Source organism: Roseovarius aquimarinus (assembly GCF_043661195.1).
Classification (GTDB): domain Bacteria; phylum Pseudomonadota; class Alphaproteobacteria; order Rhodobacterales; family Rhodobacteraceae; genus Roseovarius; species Roseovarius aquimarinus.
On sequence record NZ_JBIHMM010000001.1, the window covers coordinates 1451374 to 1468151 of the forward strand.

General features: G+C 65.5%; 15 protein-coding genes. 6 read left to right on the forward strand and 9 right to left on the reverse strand.

Annotated elements, in window-relative coordinates; genetic code table 11:
* The first annotated feature begins 247 nt into the window (after nucleotides 1-247).
* A complete protein-coding gene (locus ACGRVM_RS06985) occupies nucleotides 248-1879 on the forward strand; it encodes a hypothetical protein (protein WP_377172747.1) in 1632 nt (543 codons plus the stop codon).
* A 21-nt stretch (nucleotides 1880-1900) separates the two neighbouring features.
* Here ACGRVM_RS06985 and ACGRVM_RS06990 read toward each other — a convergent pair whose 3' ends face one another.
* The 3 genes from ACGRVM_RS06990 to ACGRVM_RS07000 form a co-directional block, all read right to left on the reverse strand.
* A complete protein-coding gene (locus tag ACGRVM_RS06990; protein WP_377172746.1) occupies nucleotides 1901-3214 on the reverse strand; it encodes an HlyD family type I secretion periplasmic adaptor subunit in 1314 nt (437 codons plus the stop codon).
* A gap of 1 nt (nucleotide 3215) precedes the next feature.
* Nucleotides 3216-4940: a type I secretion system permease/ATPase gene (locus ACGRVM_RS06995; RefSeq protein ID WP_377172745.1), complete on the reverse strand. Its 1725-nt coding sequence runs from the start codon at nucleotides 4938-4940 to the stop codon at nucleotides 3216-3218.
* Between the two features lie 227 nt (nucleotides 4941-5167).
* Nucleotides 5168-6781, reverse strand: a complete 1614-nt coding sequence (locus tag ACGRVM_RS07000; RefSeq protein ID WP_377172744.1) for a GMC family oxidoreductase — start codon at nucleotides 6779-6781, stop codon at nucleotides 5168-5170.
* Nucleotides 6782-7085: 304 nt separating this feature from the next.
* Between ACGRVM_RS07000 and ACGRVM_RS07005 the strand changes: the two genes are divergently transcribed.
* Together ACGRVM_RS07005 and ACGRVM_RS07010 are read left to right on the forward strand one after the other, a co-directional pair.
* The gene (locus ACGRVM_RS07005) at nucleotides 7086-8705 is read left to right on the forward strand and encodes a Hint domain-containing protein (RefSeq protein WP_377172743.1); all 1620 of its coding nucleotides are present in this window, start codon (nucleotides 7086-7088) and stop codon (nucleotides 8703-8705) included.
* Complete coding sequence (locus tag ACGRVM_RS07010; protein WP_377172742.1) at nucleotides 8702-8896, forward strand: hypothetical protein; 195 nt, start codon at nucleotides 8702-8704, stop codon at nucleotides 8894-8896. The genes ACGRVM_RS07005 and ACGRVM_RS07010 overlap by 4 nt, the downstream gene beginning before the upstream one ends.
* Nucleotides 8897-9011: 115 nt before the next feature.
* Here ACGRVM_RS07010 and ACGRVM_RS07015 read toward each other — a convergent pair whose 3' ends face one another.
* The 6 genes from ACGRVM_RS07015 to ACGRVM_RS07040 form a co-directional block, all read right to left on the reverse strand.
* Nucleotides 9012-9350, reverse strand: a complete 339-nt coding sequence (locus ACGRVM_RS07015; protein WP_377172741.1) for a hypothetical protein — start codon at nucleotides 9348-9350, stop codon at nucleotides 9012-9014.
* Nucleotides 9347-9946 carry a sigma-70 family RNA polymerase sigma factor gene (locus ACGRVM_RS07020; protein ID WP_377172740.1) on the reverse strand — a complete coding sequence of 200 codons (600 nt, stop codon included), beginning with the start codon at nucleotides 9944-9946 and terminating at the stop codon, nucleotides 9347-9349. Before ACGRVM_RS07020 ends, ACGRVM_RS07015 begins: the two co-directional genes overlap by 4 nt.
* 18 nt (nucleotides 9947-9964) lie before the next feature.
* Nucleotides 9965-10183 carry a hypothetical protein gene (locus ACGRVM_RS07025; RefSeq protein WP_377172739.1) on the reverse strand — a complete coding sequence of 73 codons (219 nt, stop codon included), beginning with the start codon at nucleotides 10181-10183 and terminating at the stop codon, nucleotides 9965-9967.
* A 132-nt stretch (nucleotides 10184-10315) separates the two neighbouring features.
* Entirely contained in the window at nucleotides 10316-11125 is an 810-nt protein-coding gene (locus tag ACGRVM_RS07030) for an ABC transporter permease (RefSeq protein WP_377172737.1), read from the reverse strand.
* A 43-nt stretch (nucleotides 11126-11168) separates the two neighbouring features.
* Nucleotides 11169-12617 carry a capsule biosynthesis protein gene (locus tag ACGRVM_RS07035; RefSeq protein ID WP_377172735.1) on the reverse strand — a complete coding sequence of 483 codons (1449 nt, stop codon included), beginning with the start codon at nucleotides 12615-12617 and terminating at the stop codon, nucleotides 11169-11171.
* On the reverse strand, nucleotides 12607-13317 hold the full coding sequence (locus tag ACGRVM_RS07040; RefSeq protein WP_377172734.1) for an ATP-binding cassette domain-containing protein: 711 nt from the start codon (nucleotides 13315-13317) through the stop codon (nucleotides 12607-12609). Before ACGRVM_RS07040 ends, ACGRVM_RS07035 begins: the two co-directional genes overlap by 11 nt.
* Before the next feature lie 442 nt (nucleotides 13318-13759).
* On the opposite strand from ACGRVM_RS07040, the gene ACGRVM_RS07045 reads away from it, so the two are divergent.
* The 3 genes from ACGRVM_RS07045 (at nucleotide 13760) to ACGRVM_RS07055 (ending at nucleotide 16756) form a co-directional block, all read left to right on the forward strand.
* On the forward strand, nucleotides 13760-14509 hold the full coding sequence (locus ACGRVM_RS07045) for a hypothetical protein (RefSeq protein ID WP_377172733.1): 750 nt from the start codon (nucleotides 13760-13762) through the stop codon (nucleotides 14507-14509).
* Between the two features lie 336 nt (nucleotides 14510-14845).
* On the forward strand, nucleotides 14846-15979 hold the full coding sequence (locus ACGRVM_RS07050) for a collagen-like domain-containing protein (protein ID WP_377172732.1): 1134 nt from the start codon (nucleotides 14846-14848) through the stop codon (nucleotides 15977-15979).
* Between the two features lie 213 nt (nucleotides 15980-16192).
* On the forward strand, nucleotides 16193-16756 hold the full coding sequence (locus ACGRVM_RS07055; protein ID WP_377172731.1) for a hypothetical protein: 564 nt from the start codon (nucleotides 16193-16195) through the stop codon (nucleotides 16754-16756).
* The last annotated feature ends 22 nt before the right edge of the window (nucleotides 16757-16778 follow it).

The following is a 16778-nucleotide window of genomic DNA, read 5'->3' on the forward strand; positions in this document are numbered from 1 at the left end:
GGTATCTTTCGCCGCGCCGTCTCTGTCGAAAGACCTATCGCCCGATTTCGGCCCCCGGAAGGCTCGGGGGGTCACATCGGGGCCTCGTGACAGATACGCGGGGCGCGTTACACGTCACATGCGCGGCGGAGCGGGGCCCGCCCCGCCGAAAAGAGTCACGCTCGCGCAAGGCATGCTGTAGGTTTGCGCGCGAGGGCAGGCAGCGGATGACGGTAGGGCCATTTCGACCGAGACTGACATAGACGCCGTGGCGCGCGAGGTAGCTGCGGCCATCGCCGCCGAGCCTCTGGTGCGCTCGCCCGCGCTGCGCCAGCTGTTGGTCTATCTGGCCAAGCGGTATCCCGAGCGCGAGAGCGCGCCGACGACGGAATACGCCATCGCGCAGGACGTGCTGCAGAAGGGCGCGGGCTTCGATCCGAGCAGCGATCCGGTGGTGCGCATGCGCGTCCGGCGCCTTCGCGCCGCGCTCGATCAGATCTACGCGGATCGCGGCACGGCCCAGCGCCTCGTCATCCCGCCGCGCAGCTACGATCTGGAACTCGCGCCGGGAAATGAGACGGGCGAGAAGACGGGCGCGAGGCGCCCCCCGGCGCGCCGGGGGCTTGCCGCATTGGCCGCGGTGTTCGCGGTCGCGCTCGTAGCACTCGGCTTCGGCTGGGGCTGGCTCGAAAAGCCGCAGCCCGCAGGTTATCCGCTGGTGCGCGTGCTGCCGATCGAGAACCTGACGGGCGATCCGGCCAAGGACATCTTCCAGCGCGGGTTGCAGCGCCAGCTCGCCTCGGATCTGCAACGTTTCAGCATCCTGCGCGCCTATGCCTCGGGCGACGAAGACGAGTCGGACGCGGATTTCACCCTCAAGGGCCAAATTCTCGCCTTCGACGAGGATATCGACCTCACCTTCTCGGTCGAGGCGGGCATGGGCGGCACGGTGATCTATTCGGGGCGAGTGCAGGACAAGGTGATGGGCGGCGACTATTTCGCCGCCATCTCCGAGATCACCGCCCAGATCAGCGGCCGCATCGCCAGCCGGGGCGGCGGCCTGCGCGAGGACGCGGACGCCGTCGCCGAGATCCGCGAGGCGCTGCTTGCGCAGGACGGCATCACGCCCGATGTGTTTCGCTGCGTCGTGCTCGAGGATCGCTTCTTCGCGGACTATCAGCCGGCGCGCTTCACCGAGGCGTTCGAATGTTTCGAGCCGCTTCTGCCCCGGATGCAGGATTACGCCTTCGCCATGTCGAGCTGGGGTACGCTCATTCAGCATTCCGTGCCCGAGTTCGACATGATGCGCACCGAGGGTTTGCCCGAGCGCATGCGCCACACGGCGCCCGAGGCGCTCGCGCTCGCGCAATCCATCGCGGACCGTTTTCCCTATTCGTCCGAAGCCTTCCTGCTGCTCGGCTCGGTGGAAAGCGCGATGGGCCGGTTCGAGCAGGCCGATGTGACCTTGCGGCAGGCCGCGCGGCTCAACCCGGGAGATGCCACGACGCGCGCGGTGCTCTCCTATCTCGTGCTGGCGCAGGACGATTTCGATCCGGCCATCGCGCAGGCCGAGGAGGCGATCGCGCTCAGCGCCAATCCGCCCGGCTACATTTTCCTGCCCATCGTCATCGCGGCACTGGCCGAAGAGGATGCGCCGCGCGCGATGGAGGCGGCTCGGGACTATCTGGCACGGCGCGGCGGTCCCGAGACCGCTCCGATGCGGCTCATCCTCGCCCGTCTCGAGGGCGACGACGAGGCGGTGCGGCGCCTCTCGCCTCAGGTTGCGGCGATGGAGCGCCCGCTGGCCGGCTTCAGCCGCTACGTTCAGGGGCCGAGTGCCTGCAGCGCGCTCGACAGGGTTCTGCCCGAAGCACAGCTCGCCTGCCCGGCGACGCCCTGAGCGCCCGCCTTCGGGCGCGCATCACTCCTCGCGGAAGGCCTGGTTGAGCTGCTCGGTCAGCGGCTTGGTCAGATAGCTGAACACCGTCCGCTTGCCGGTCTGCAAGAACGCCTCGACCGGCATGCCCGGCACAAGCTCCAGCCCGCCGAGGCGCCCGAGCTCCTCGGGCGGGATCGTGACGGTGACGCGGTAGAAGAATTGCCCCGTCGCCTCGTCCTGCACGCTGGTGGGCGAGAGTGCGGTCACCTGCCCCGTCAATTCCGGCGTCGTGCGCTGGTTGAAGGCGGGAAAGCGCATCGTCGCCTCCTGCCCGGGATAGACCTGATCGACATTCGCCGGATCGATGCGAAGCTCGAAGACCATGTCGTCGTCGCGCGGGATGATCTGGAGGATCACCGCCCCCGGCGAGACGACGCCCGCGATGGTGGAGAACTGAAGCTCGTGGATGCGGCCCGCATCGGGGGCGCGGATCTCGACCCGCTCGAGCTGTTTGCGGGTCGAGATGATCTGTTGCGACAGCTCCTGGATCTGCGTGGTCGCATCGCGCAGCTCGGTCACGACACCCTCGCGGAATTGCCGGTCCGATTGGAGAATCTCGAGCTCGGTATCGCGGATCGAATTCTCGATCCGCGCGAGCTCGGACGAATGCTCGGCGATCTGGCCCAGCATGTCCGCCTGCCCGCGCAGCAATCCCAGCAGCTGGTTCTCGCGCGCGAGACCGCGGTCGAGCAGCGTCTGCATCGTGGTGATCTCGGCCTCCATCAGGCGCAACTGCTCGCGCTTGGACGCGACCAGCGCCGTCACGCCTTCGGTCTGGTTGTCGAACTGGAGGATCTTCTCCTCGAGCTGCTCGCGCCGGCCGTCCTGCAACTCCCTGCGCGATGCGTGGATCTCTTCCTCGCCCGAGCGGATGAGGTCCAGATCGATGTCCCCGATATCGAGCGGCGGCGGCGTCCATGTGATCGTCTCGAGCGCCTCCTGCTCGGCGATCAGCCGATCGCGCCGGGCGGAAGTTTCGGCAAGGCGGGTCTGATAAATGTTGAGATTGGCCGCCAGAAGCGTGCTGTCGAGCCGCATGAGCACGTCGCCCGCCTCGACCGTGTCGCCATTGCCGACCAGGATCTCCTCGATGATGCCGCCGTCGAGATGCTGCACGGATTTCGGACGGCTCGCCACCTCGACGCTGCCCATCGCGATGACCGCGCCGTTGATCTCGGTCAGCCACGCCCAGAGCGCGCCGCCTCCGAAGAGCCCGACCGTGGCGAGAACGCCGAGGATGGCCGGCCAGCGAAAGCCGGTCTTGACCTCGGGGGCGCCGCCGGACATCGCGACCATCTCAGGCTCCTTCCCGCGCGACGGGGCGCACCGATTTTTGTAGGACCTCGGACTTGTCGCCGAATCGCGCGACGCGGCCCGCATGCAGGACCAGCACCTTGTTGACGGCGGCGATGGCGCTCGGGCGGTGGGCCATCACGATCACGGTCGAGCCCGCCTCGCGCAGGGCGAGAATGGCGCGGCTCAGCGCCTCGTCGCCGCTCGAGTCGAGATTGGCGTTCGGCTCGTCCAGCACGACATAACGGGGCGTGCGGAAGACCGCGCGGGCGAGGCCGATGCGCTGCACCTGCCCGCCCGAGAGCGGCGACTGGCCGAAGCCCAGCTCGGTCGCGTAGCCTTCGGGAAGGTGCAGGATCATCTCGTGCACCCCGGCAAGCTGCGCCGCGGCGATCACATCCTCGTCCGCGGCCTCGGGATCGAAGCGGGCGATGTTGTCGCGGATCGTCCCGGCGAGCAGTTCGAGATGCTGCGGAAGATACCCGATATGCCGGCCCAACGCCTCGGGCGGCCATTGATCGAGCGTCGCCTCGTCGAGCCGGATCTCGCCCGCCTCGAGGGGCCATGCGCCGACCAGAACGCGCGCGAGGGTGGACTTGCCCGACGCGCTGGGACCGATCACGCCGAGACCGTCGCCCGGCTCGAGCCGGAAGCTGACCTGATCGAGGATCGGCGGCCGGTCGCGGCGCCGCTCGCGCGCGGGCGCGAATTTGGTGGCGCCCATGACCGCGAGATGACCGACCGGATCGGGTAGGTTGATGGGCATGCTCGGGGCGGGGAGCGTGTCGAAGGCGGCCACGAGCCGCTTTTGCGCCTCGCGCGCGCGCACGACGTTGCGCCACGCGCCGATGACCTGATCGACGGGCGCCAGCGCGCGCCCCGCGATGATCGACGCCGCCACGATCATGCCCGCCGTGATCTCCTGCTGGAGCGCGAGATAGCCGCCGAGCCCGAGGATCGCCGATTGCAGCAGCAGGCGGAACGCCTTCGAGGCGGCGGTGAACCCCTCGGACCGGTCGCCGCCGCGCTGGCCGGTGGCCAGCCCGCTCGCATGCATGCTCGACCAGCGCGAGGCGATGGGACGCGCCATGCCGAGCGTCATGATCGTCTCGGCGTTGCGCCGCGATTGCTCGACGAGGAAACTCTCGGCCCCGTCCATACGCATCGCCTCGGCCACGTGCCTTTGCGTGAGCCACTGGTTCGCCAGAGCGAGCACGACGACGACGAGCGTGCCCGCGATCGCCAGAATGCCGAGCCACGGATGCACGATGAAGACGATGGCGAGATAGAAGGGTATCCAGGGCGCGTCGAAAAAACCGAGGATCGCCGGGCTCGACAGAAAGCCGCGTACGACGGCGAGATCCGAGAGCGGCCGCCCGACCGGCCCCGCCCCTTCCATGCCCGAGCGCACCCAGAGATCATAGGCCGCGCCGCCCACCTCGCGGTCGAGCCGGTAAGCGCCGCGCGACAGAACGCGCACCCGCAGGAAATCGTAGATCCCGAGAAAGATGTAGGCCACGACCATGATGATCACGAGACCCTGAAGCGTCGCGACCGAGCTCGAGGACAGCACCCGGTCATAGACCTGAAGCATGAACATCGGCCCGGTGAGCATCAGGATGTTCACCGCCGCGCTGAAGAGCCCCACCATCACGAAGGAGCGCTTGAGCCGCGACAGCGCTCTTCGGTAGAGATTGGCCTTCTGAAACAACCTGGTCCGTGCCTTCACCTATTGGCCGGGGCGGCGCCGCCCCTCAACCAGTTCGGCACCAGGGTAGATCAGCAAAGCTTTCTATTCCGTCAATGCCGGACCGGATCCAATCGCGCGAAGGACCGACGCGGCGCACTGAAGCCATCGAGCGTAGTCCCTAACCGTTTGACGATGCTGGTTTCTGGCTGCTGCTTGGGAATGGATCGGCCTAGGAGTTTGCTCGTGCGCGCAACCTTGGAACGCGCTCACGCCCGCGCGTCGGCCAGGATCATGTCGGCGGCCTTTTCGGCAATCATGATGACCGGCGAGGCGGTGTTGCCGGATACGATGCGCGGCATGATCGACGCGTCGATCACCCTCAGGCCGTCCATGCCGCGCAGCTTGAGATCGGGGGCGACGACCGCGCCCTCGTCCGTGCCCATGCGGCAGGTGCCTGCGGGGTGAAAGATCGTCGTGCCGATATCGCCCGCCGCCGCCGCGAGATCCGCATCCGAGGTCAGGTGCGGGCCGGGCAGATGCTCCTGCGGCGCGTATTTCGCCAGCGCGTCCATCCGCATCAGCTCGCGCGCCTGGCGCATCGCGCGCACGGCCGTGTCGCGGTCTGCCGGAGCGCTCAGATAGCCCGGACGGATATCGGGCGCGCCCTCTTCCGCTCCGGGAACGATATGGGTGCTGCCCCGGCTCTCGGGCCTCAGATTGCAGACCGACACGGTCACCGCCGGGAAGGGATGGAGCGGATCGCCCAGCTTGTCGGTCGACAGCGGCTGGATGTGATATTCGAGATCGGGGGTTTCCAGCCGTGGATCGCTGCGGGTGAAGATGCCGAACTGGCTCGGCGCCATCGAGAGCGGGCCGCGCCGCGTCAGAAGATATTGCAGACCGATGCGCATCTTGCCGAGCGCCGTCCCGGCGAGCTGGTTGAGCGTCACGGCATTCTCGAGCTTGAAGATAAGGCGCAGCTGAAGATGGTCCTGGAGGTTCTCGCCCACCTCGGGGCGATGAGCGAGCGGCGTGATGCCCGCGTCCTTGAGGCGCGCGGCATCCCCGATGCCAGATTTCTCGAGAAGCGCGGGCGAGTGGATGGCGCCCGCGGCCAGCAGCACCTCGGCCCGCGCGGCGGCGTGGCTCTCGCGCCCTTGCCGCCTGAAGGCGACGCCTGTGGCGCGCCCTTCGGTGAAAGTGACGCGCCGCGCCTCCGCGCCTGTCAGCACGCGCAGGTTCGGGCGGCGCTCGGCGGGCTTGAGAAAGGCGCGCGCCGTGCTCCACCGCCATCCGCCGCGCTGGTTCACCTCGAAATAGCCCGAGCCTTCATTGGTGCCGCTGTTGAAATCCTCGCTTCGCGGCACGCCCATCTCGTCGGCGGCGCGCTGAAAATCGTCGAGCAGATCCCATTTCAGACGCTGTTTCGTCACGATCCATTCGCCGCCCTGCCCGTGCAGATCGCTCGCGGGGCCGGCGCGATCCTCGGAACGTTTGAAGTAAGGCAGAACATCGTCCCAGCCCCAGCCGGTATTGCCGAGTTGCCGCCAGCCGTCGTAGTCCGCGGCCTGCCCGCGCATGTAGATCATGCCGTTGATCGAGCTGCACCCGCCCAGAAGCTTGCCGCGCGGATAGGCGAGGCGGCGCCCGTTCAGACCCGGCTCGGTGGCGGTGCGCATCATCCAGTCCGTGCGCGGATTGCCCATGCAATAGAGATAGCCGATCGGCACATGGACCCAGTGATAGCGGTCAGTCCCGCCCGCCTCGAGCAGCAGAACCCGCGTCCCCGGATCGGCCGAAAGCCGATTGGCCAGCACGCATCCCGCCGTGCCGCCCCCGACGATGATGTAATCGAATTGGCCTTCCGAAAGGGTCGTCATGCGCGGGCCTGCATCGAAATTATTGTCACCCGGCCACGGCTCGCGCGCCTTGGCGAAGTGTAGGCCGATCCGGCCGGGCGCCACAAGACGCGGCGCAGGGGAAGATCGAACCACGTCACGCAAAAAAATTCTCATTTTTATAATTTCGCCTGCAACAATTCCCCTGCGTCATCCGTATCTCCCCCGACAGTCGCAGGAGGGAAGATCGCATGCGGATGGGAACGTGGTGGAAGGAATGGAGCACAGGGGCGGAACGGCTCCGTGAGACGGCGTTCGGTCGCGCACGGTTTATGGGTGCAGCGCGATGAGCGTGAGTTTCGGCGCGGGCGCCACCTTCTACGCGTATGGCGGGTCGGCGGAGGATCTGGAGGATGGGCTGGAGACCCGCCTTCTGAGCGGTGCGAGCGGCCCGATCCCGGGGGTCATCACAGACACAGACGGCGTCGTCACCAATGACGAGGAGCCGCCCGCGACCCTCGCGCTCGACGGTGCACCGCCCGAGGATGTCGCCTTTCTCGGATCGGGAACGGCCTTCATTTTGGGCTTCTTGGGCATCCAGCTCTTTCCGCGCGACATCTCGGTCTTTCAATCTCTCGATACCGGCCAGCTCTACATCTATGCCCCGGACGGCCTGCCGCCGCTCTCGGGCGTATCGCTTCAGCTTTCCATCGATCCAAACGCCGAATTCGTTCTTCCGGTGGCCCCCGACGGCAAGGTCGACGGGCGCGATGCAGGCGAGCGGATGGAGTTCGGTTATGCCGACGCGCAGGGCGACCGCATCACGGATGGCGCCGACAGCATCTTCGGCAACGCGGGCGACGACACGATCGACGCGGCGGGCGGCGATGATCGGCTCTCCGGCGGCGCGGGCGACGACGTGTTGCAAGGCGGAGCGGGCGCGGACACGATCGAGGGTGGCGCCGGCGAGGACGTTCTCACCGGAGGCGCGGGCGCGGACCTTTTCCTCGTCGATGGCAGCGCGGACACGATCACGGATTTCGACGCCGGCACGGGTATCGGCAACAATGATCCCTCGGACAACGATGCGGTCGATCTGACGGCCTTCTACAACGCGGACACGCTCGCGGCCTGGAACGCCGCCAACCCGGATTCGCAATTCGCGACCCCCTTGGGTCTACTTAGGGCGGATCAGGCTGATGACGGTGTCCTCGATCTGGCCGGGGGGCTGCGCGTCAATTCAGGCGGCGCGCCCGTCGCGTCCTTCGATCTGAACACCGAGAATACCGGCGTCGTCTGCTTCGCGACGGGTGCGCGGATCATCACGCTGAACGGCACGGTGCCGGTGGAGGATCTCAAGGTGGGCGACCGGGTGCTCACGCATGACCACGGCTTTCAGACGATCCGCTGGATCGGGGTGCGCGAGGTCTCGCAGCGCGAGATCATCAACAACGATCTGCTCAAACCCGTTTGCATCCGCGCCGGCGCCCTCGGCAACGGCCTGCCCGAGCGGGATCTGAAGCTGACGCGCCAGCACCGCGTGCTGGTCAAGTCCAAGGTGGCGGAGCGGATGTTTGGCCAGCGCGAGGTCTTCCTGCCCGCGAAGGATCTGCGCGATCTCGATGGGGTCGAGACGGTCGGCGCGCGCTTCGGGATCGAATACTGGCATATCCTCTTCGACGATCACGAGGTGATCTTCAGCGAGAACACTCCGACCGAGTCCTTCTTCGTCGGACCGCAGGCGATGAACATCCTCGACCGGCAGGCATCGGACGAGATCATCACGCTCTTCCCCGACATTCAGAACATCGAGCGCAGGCTGGCGCGGCCCGAAATTCGCGGACCGAAGGCCCGCAAGCTGGTCACGCGTCTTTGCAAGAACGGCAAGGCCGTCGTGGAGGATAGCGCGGCCCAGGCAGCGCACCTGCCCGAGCCGGAACAGACCAGATGGAGGGTCAACGCATGACGCACCACAGATCGCTCGAGCCGCATGGCAGCACCCGCATCGAAGCCGCGTCCTACCCCGCGAGCGGAAAGGATTTGTTTCTACCAACCCACGACCGAAGCGACGAGAGCGTGGCACCCGGCTGGTGGATCATTCCGGCGGGTCTCGCTGGTGGGATGGTCTGGGCCGTCATCATCGCCGCCTTGTTCTGAGCGGCTGCCTCGCGGAGTTACCGCACCTCTGCCCCTGCGATTCAAGCGTGCCTTCGCGTCGAATCGTGGGTGTCTTCTTTTGTCGCTCCATCCCGCGCGCGACAGGTTGGGCGCTCTACCAGATGCTGAAAATGTCGATCATCACGAGCGCCTTGAGGATGAGTATGGCAAGGAGCGCCATGACGAGGCCGAACGGTCCGACGCCCATCGCCCGCTTGCGCTGCGGGGCGCCGAAAAGGCGGCGTTCGATCGCCGGCAGAAGGTGCGGTGCGCGCCCGGTCCAGTCTACATCGAGCGTGCCCGATACAACATCGATCCAAGCACCTTCCAACGCGGCGAGTTCCGCATCCTGCGCGATGCGGTGGGCGATCTCGGCGGCCTCGGCCTCGGATAGAAGGCCCAGAACATACTCGCCCATCTTCATGTTCGCCGAAAAGCCGTTCGCCCCGGTCATGCGCCCGGCCCACCACGGCCCATGCAGCTTTGCAATTGCAGGAGGCTGCGGCGCAGCCAGCTCTTGACGGTGTTGAGCGGCGCGCCCGTGCGTGCCGCCATGTCCTCATATGTCCGCCCCTCGAGATAGACCTGATGGACGAGCGCGCGCTTGTCCTCGTCCAGCTCTCCCATGCAGGCGCCGAGCGTGATGCGCTCCTCATGTCCCAGCCCGGCCTCGTCCGGATAGACATCCTCGAAGACCGTCTCGCTCTCGTGGCGTCTGCGCGCGCGCAGGCGGTCGATCGCGGCGTTGCGCACGATCATCTTGATCCAGCTCATCGGCGCGGCGCCCGTCCGGCGATAAAGATGCGCCTTGGTCCAGATGCGGATATAGGCTTCCTGAAGCACGTCGCTCGCCTCATCGCGGTCGCGGAGCATCACCATCAGAAGGCCGAAGGACGCGCCATAGGTGCGCTCGTGAACCGCCGCGAAAGCCTCGCGCGAGCCTTGGGCGGTCCACTCGAGGAGGCCGCCGAGATCGTCCGGCAGGGCCTTTCCGCGCCCACCGGCGCGCTGCACCTCGAGGCCGAAGAAGTGGCGCGCGGCGCTACCCATACCTGATGCCGCGCGGGTTTATCTCTGCCATGCTTGACGCGCGGAAGGTCGGCCTGGGCGCGGCAAGGCAATATGAAGTATGACGAGCGTCAGGGCCACCGTGGCGAGCGTCGACGCGAAGGTCAGACCGAGAAGCGCGCGCGCCTGCTCAATCTCCATCACCTTCGTGGCCGCGAAGATCACGACCAACGGAAAATGCGCGGTCAGGCCCGCCGCAAGCATCGTCCAGGCACGCATCTCGGTCTCCTTCTTGCTTGAATCGACGTGCCCCCGCACGACGTGCAACAGCGGGCCCACCCAACCAACTAATTATCGTTTTGATATTTAATTGGGAACGTCCCTCACCGTCAACCCTTGGGTCACCCTCCGCTAGAATTTCGGGCGGCGGCTTTGGGAGTAGCGCTTGCGGCTCAGGTACTCAAACGCGAGGCCGAGAAGCAGGACGACCGCCGAGACCAGCACGGCAAAGACCAGGTTCGAGTTCTGCGGCGCGTAGTTGACGAAGACATGGCCGCGCGCCTGGTCGATCGTATGGAAAAGGGGGTTCCAGTCGAAAAGGACCAGCACCGAGGACGGCAGCGTGTTGGCGACGAACATCTTGCCCGAGGCGATCATGCTGATGCGCGCATAAACCGTCGCGGCCAGCATCGTCGTCGAGGGTGCCCAAGGCTTGCCCGCCAGAAGAACGAGGCCGATGCCGCATCCCGAGAGCCACGCGAGGCCGAGCGCGGCGAGCGCCATCGCGGGCGCATGTATCTCGATCGGCGTGATCGCCAAGTGACAGACCGAGAGGATGACGCCGAGCGCGACGAGCTGCTTGTAGAGCGAGCCGAGGGCGCAGGCAGCGAGCAGGACATGCGCGGTGACGCTGTGGTGGCGCAGCATGGGCGAGGCCGCGCCTTCGCAGGCCACGACGGCGCTCACCGCCTTGGTATGCACCAGAAAGAGGAACACTCCGGTCATGGTGTAGAGCAGGAAATCGCCGCGGATCGCGCCGCCGCCCATGCCCATCAGCATGAAGAGCACCCAGAACGCGCCGATGAGCGCAATGGCCTGAAGCGTCTCCATCACGAGACCGACAAGGACGTTGGAATGCGGCTTGCGCACCTCGCGGGTGGCGAAATGAACGATGGCGCGACCGGTGCGAAACTCTGGCCTCGGCAGGATGGCGCCCGTCATGCGCGCCCTGCCACGATGCTGCGCGTCACGGACGAGGCGTCAATCACGCCGACACCAGTTCGCGCACGATGCTCACCGTGATGGCGCCCATCACATAAAGCCCGCTGAAGATGAGAAAGGCGATCAGCGTGCCTTCGATGACTTTGGGGTAGGCCGCGATTTCGGGCCGCACCGGCTGAACCGCGACGGTCAGATAACGCGCCTGCGCATCCGCCTCGATCCGTGCCGCATCGAGGCGCTCGATGGCGGCCTGAAGCATCCGGTCGCGCGCCTCGAGATCGGCGGTGGCCAGCTGAATCTGCCCGGAAAGCTGCGCGAGCGAGGAGCTGTCCCCGGTCTGGCGGTTGGTCTCGTCCAGAAGCCGGTCCAGCGCATCTTGCATGCGAGCGAGCGCGGCGGTCGAGACATCGACACGCGCCTGCTGCGGTCGCGGATTGTCCAGAAGAGCGGCAAGGCGCAACTCCTCCTGCTGCATCTCGACCTCGAGCGAGGTGATCTGGCTGCGCAGCGACGCGACGCGGCCATCGGGATCGAGCATCTCGCCCGATTGCTGCAATCGCAAAAGCGCGGTCTGCGCGGCCCGGCGCTGCGCTTCGGCGTCCCGGACGGCCGCTTCGGCGCTGGCGACCGCATCCGCGCGCTTTCGGGCCGACAGGCTATCGACCCGCTCCTCCGCATAGGAGATCAGCCGTTCCGCAAAACCCTGGGCGCTGGCCGCATCCGCCGCGCGCACTTCCATGCGGATCACTCCTTCGGTCGGATCGAAGCCGACGGTCACGTTCCGCGCGTAGAGATCGAAGAGATCCTCGAGCGGCGCATCGGGCGCCACGCGGGTGAAATAGTCGAGATCTGGCCGCGAGAAATGCGCGCGGTAGCCGGCATCCGCGTCGAGCCGCAGCATCGCGTCCTTCGACATGAGATAGGATTGCACGGCGATCGCATCCGGGCTGCCGGCAGGCGCGAGCGCGCCGAACATGCCCGAGCCGCCGGCACCGCGGGAGTCGGCGCCGATGATGAGAAACTCGGCATCCGTCGCATAGAGCGGCGTCGCCACATGACCGAGATACCCCCATATCACAAGCGTCGGCAGCAGGATGAACCCGCCGAGGCGTGCGGCGAGGTCGAGGGCGCGGCGCCGCCCTTGCTCGGCCAACTCGCCGCGCAGCATCTCGATCTGCGCCGCATCTTCCGCATCCTCGCTGCGTCCAGTCTGGCCAAGGGCATTCGGCTCCGGTTGGGGGCGGCGCGGCAAGGTCTCTCCAGCAAGCGCGACGGGAGCCGAGGGAGTCTGAGCCTTTTCGCCCGCCGCTTTTGCATCCGGCGCAGGATAGAAGGGGTTGCGCCCGCTGCGGAGCATCACCCTGACGGCTTCGGTGCCTGACTTCACGTCGAAACCCAGACCCCGCGCGCGCTCCAGGACGTCACCTAGGCGGCGCTCGGTCGAGGGGCGGACAGGCGCATTTTCGATGCTGTGCTTCTGCCTAGCGGCCATGAGGGGCCTCCGCTTTGCTCGGAAAGATGCCGGGATGAAACTTGCCCGCCCGCAGAACCGACACGCGCCCGCCGAAGGGCTTCAGCGCCTTGGGCTGCGACGAGATCACGAGCACCGCCGCCTGCGACAGGCGCTCGCGCAGAACGCGCCCCGCCCTCGCGGCGAAGGCCGCATCACGCATCATCGGCAGCCCGTCTTCGAGCAGGTAAAGATCGGCCTCGAGGCCGAGCGTCATGGCGAAGACGAGCTGCGCGCGTTGAGAGGCCGAACAGTTCCGCAATTGCAGATCCATCAGCGGGCCCAGCGCCGAAAGCCATTGGACATATGCCTCGAACCCGTAACGATCGAAGCCGTACATCGCCGCGACATGCCGGCAATTCTCGCGCCCCGTCAGATCGGGGATCACCCCTGCGGCGGAGCCGAGGGGAACGCTCACCCGGCCACGGCGGACGACACGGCCCGCGTCGGGCTGCTCGGCGCCCGCCATGAGATTGAGAAGCGTCGTCTTGCCCGCGCCCGGCGCCGCGAGAATGCAATGGACCTCGCCGGACCGGATCACGAGATCCGCGCGGTCGAGAACGATGTGACGCCCATGCGCATGGTTGAAGCTTTTGCTCACCGCGTCCAGCATGACGAGAGGCGACGCGTCCCGCGCGCCGCCGCTCACCTTCGCCTTCGCCTCGATCCTCCTGAAGAACACCTGCAACTCCTCGCCGCGTCGCGCAGGGCCTCGCACCGCAGCATCGCCAAACCGACACCCATTGTCATTATAGTATCTTAATGAGAATTGAAAGGGTTGCAGGATAATGCATACGCGATGCGGGAGGAGCGTGATGTGAAAACGATAATCGATCGTGGAATACCTTATATTTTTAACATTTTATCAGTTACTTATACTAAATCATGTGATCATGAGATGATTACATCCAATCCAGACGAATTGTCCGCTGGGAACAAATTCTAGCCATAATACTACAATGATACTATATCACTGCAATAATACACCCAAGCGAGACCACATGCCGAATCCCGTCGCAGAACGCCCCTCATCGTCCCGCATCCCTCTGCATCGGCTTCGGGAGGCAGCCTCATGTTACCGGCGGTGCCGCATCTGGCCCTCAGAGAGGGCAGCGCATCTCGCCGTGCGGCATTTCGGCGAAGCGGCGCACTGCTCCGCTACGACACGGGCCTCGGATCTCGCCTGCGCGGTTCTCCTCGATGCGCTCGAAGCGCGTCTGGCGCGTCCGGCCGAATGCGCGGGACTGATCGCCGAGCATGTTTCGCGGATCCGGCTCCTGCGCGACGCGCTGTGCATCGACGCGGACACGCTCGATTGCCTTCTATGGCAGAAAATCGACGCAAGCGCCCTGCCCCATAGCGAGAAACGCGGCATCTCGCGCCTTCTCTTCGATCTCGGCGCTGCCGATCTCTTTGACGAGGTCGCACCGGAACCGCAGAACGCTGGAGCGCGGCCGCCGGCGGACCTCGGCATCGAGCGCCTGGCGCTCGACGTGGATTTCGAGGTGGTCGAGGAAATCGCGACGGCGCTCGAATGCGGCTGGGACGCCTCTGCGCTCTGTGAACGGCGGCTGCTCGAGAACATCGTTTCCGTTCACTGGAGCCTCGGGCGTGTGGGGCCGCGGATCGCCTCTGCGGAAATGAGCCTGCTTTATCGCATCGCCGCGCTCGAACTCGCATGCTCGGGACTGAAGCTCTCCACCGACAGCTTTGTCGAAGCCGTATCGCGCACCTCCGGCCCCGGCGAGCCTGCCTCACGCACGGATCTGATGCAATTCCTCAAGTCCCGATTGACCGACTACGCGCGCGCCAAGGCGCGCGTCGCTTCCGACCTGCGTCTTCTCCGATCGAGCCAGGAACAGAACGCCGCCTGAGCGAGCGGCAGGGTGCGAGAGGGCCGGCGAATCGTCAGATCATCAGGCGGCTGAACGAGATCTATTAAATATCATATTGCCATTACGATTATCACCAATCACACGCATAGCGTGCCATTCGCCACATTGAGGCGAAATGACTAATGATCAAGGAATTCGATAATATATAACTATGACCATAGCTTAGTATGACATTTCGCCTTCGGTCAACACTCGGATTGCATGAAAATCGCTTGAAATGCCGAAACGGGATGTTCGCGACACGATTTTGCCTTAATATCATCATGATATTTAGCATCATGCTTCTACGCATAGCATCATGGAGGAATCAAACAAATGTCTATTGCACCTTTCGCGGTCATCCTGGCCTTTCTCACTCTTTTGTTTACCCGGGACAGCTCGTCCGGCGACAGCCTCGCCTTCGCCGACCCGTCCCCCGAAGACCCCGATGTCGACCCCGGCCCCAACGATCCCCCGACTGCACCGGACCCCAATGATCCCGATGACATGGATCCCCACGATGACGGTTCCATGAATAGAAAGGACGGCGCTGATGGAATGGACGGTGCCGATGGGAAGGACGGCGCCGACGGCAAAGACGGAATGGATGGCGCTGATGGCAAAGATGGCGTCGACGGCATGGATGGTGCTGACGGTGCCGACGGAATGGATGGCGCTGATGGAATGGATGGCGCCAACGGCAAAGACGGCGTCGACGGCACGGACGGTGCTGACGGTGCTGACGGCATGGATGGGGCCGATGGAATGGACGGCGCTGACGGAGCCGATGGACAGGACGGGCAAGACGGTACCGATGGTGCGGATGGCACCGATGGCGATGACGGAGTGCTCGGTTCCGGGGGCCTCCTCGACGAGGTCTTGAACGGCGGCCCGGACGGCGAGGGCGGCGTGCTTGGCGAAAACGGCGTCCTCGACAATGTCGTCGGAGAGGACGGCCTTCTCGATGAGTTGCTAAACGGCGGCTCGGACGGGGAAGGCGGCATCGCCGGTGAGGGCGGCGTGCTCGACACGCTCCTCGGCGGCGGCTCCGAAGGCGGCCTTGTTGGCGGCGGCGAAGACACCGGGCTTCCCGGCGGCACCAACATCATCGATGAGCTGCTGACCGGTGGCGCCGATAACGAGGGCGGTGCGCTCGGCGAGAACGGTGTCGTGGATTCGCTCCTCGGTGGCGGTGAAGACACCGGGCTGTCTGGCGGCACCAACATCATCGACGAGCTGCTGACCGGCGGTGCCGATAACGAGGGCGGTTTGCTCGGCCAGAACGGCGTCGTGGATTCGCTGCTCGGCGGCGGCTCCGAAGGCGGGCTCCTTGGCGGCGACGGCGGACTCTTGTCAGGCCTTTTCGGGCAAGCGGAGGACAGCATGGAGGAGATGCCCGTTCCCGTCGAGTTCGAGCCGCCTGTCGTGGATTTCGCGGAGGACGATCCGCTTCTGGGCGCGCTTATCTGACGGGACTTTCCACGGTTCGCCCATAACGGCGCCTCCTCGGGGGCGCCGTTAGCGTTTCAAGAGGCATACACGGTGACGCGAAATTGACCTAGCGTTCGCCGAGAATTCGTATCAAAAAGGGAACTGTAAGCATCCCAAGGAAATCGGCGCAGCGGCCTAAAACGGCAGCGCGACGCGCCGTTGTACCGAGTTTGATCTTTTATGGTGAATAAAATGAACGATTTCAGTCAGGATAAATACCTCAGCCATTTGAACAGGCTCATGGCGATCTCGGGCGGCATCTGGACCTTGTTGGCCATCTCGGCCATCGACGCGTCGGGCAGTGGGGGCTATTGGCTCGCGCTGATCGTAGCTTTCGCGCTTCTGGTGATGTGCGCTTGGCTCTACGGATGGAAGCTGCCGCTCTATGCCGGGCCGGGCGCGGCGCTACACCTCATGGGCTATCTCGGAAGCGGGGCAGGCACCTGCAACCTCACCCTCGCAACCGTCGCGGCGATTATCGCCGCGCCCTTCGCCTTCACCACGATGCGATGGGCCGGCATCAATCTCGAGGTCGATCCCGCCTCTTCGATCAGGATCTGGCGCGTCATCCTTCTGGCGGGCGTCAAGACATCGATCTTCGCGTTCATCATGGCCGGGGCGGTGGTGCGATACGCCAGCGCGCTCACATTCAGCTATGAATACAGCCTGTCATTCGTGCTCGGCTCGCAGCTTTTCGGGCTCTTCGCCTTCATGACCGCCCTGACATTCGCCTTCTGGGCAACGCAGCAACGCTGAATGCACGGACCCGCGCGCCCGC

What these genes read in the sequence shown, in the direction of transcription:
- ACGRVM_RS06990 (WP_377172746.1), bottom strand. Translation starts at nt 3,214, where the DNA reads ATGGTCGCGATGTCCGGCGGCGCCCCCGAGGTCAAGACCGGCTTTCGC.
- ACGRVM_RS07000 (WP_377172744.1), bottom strand. Translation starts at nt 6,781, where the DNA reads ATGACGACCCTTTCGGAAGGCCAATTCGATTACATCATCGTCGGGGGC.
- ACGRVM_RS07005 (WP_377172743.1), top strand. Translation starts at nt 7,086, where the DNA reads ATGAGCGTGAGTTTCGGCGCGGGCGCCACCTTCTACGCGTATGGCGGG.
- ACGRVM_RS07010 (WP_377172742.1), top strand. Translation starts at nt 8,702, where the DNA reads ATGACGCACCACAGATCGCTCGAGCCGCATGGCAGCACCCGCATCGAA.
- ACGRVM_RS07015 (WP_377172741.1), bottom strand. Translation starts at nt 9,350, where the DNA reads ATGACCGGGGCGAACGGCTTTTCGGCGAACATGAAGATGGGCGAGTAT.
- ACGRVM_RS07020 (WP_377172740.1), bottom strand. Translation starts at nt 9,946, where the DNA reads ATGGGTAGCGCCGCGCGCCACTTCTTCGGCCTCGAGGTGCAGCGCGCC.
- ACGRVM_RS07025 (WP_377172739.1), bottom strand. Translation starts at nt 10,183, where the DNA reads ATGCGTGCCTGGACGATGCTTGCGGCGGGCCTGACCGCGCATTTTCCG.
- ACGRVM_RS07030 (WP_377172737.1), bottom strand. Translation starts at nt 11,125, where the DNA reads ATGACGGGCGCCATCCTGCCGAGGCCAGAGTTTCGCACCGGTCGCGCC.
- ACGRVM_RS07035 (WP_377172735.1), bottom strand. Translation starts at nt 12,617, where the DNA reads ATGGCCGCTAGGCAGAAGCACAGCATCGAAAATGCGCCTGTCCGCCCC.
- ACGRVM_RS07050 (WP_377172732.1), top strand. Translation starts at nt 14,846, where the DNA reads ATGTCTATTGCACCTTTCGCGGTCATCCTGGCCTTTCTCACTCTTTTG.
- ACGRVM_RS07055 (WP_377172731.1), top strand. Translation starts at nt 16,193, where the DNA reads ATGAACGATTTCAGTCAGGATAAATACCTCAGCCATTTGAACAGGCTC.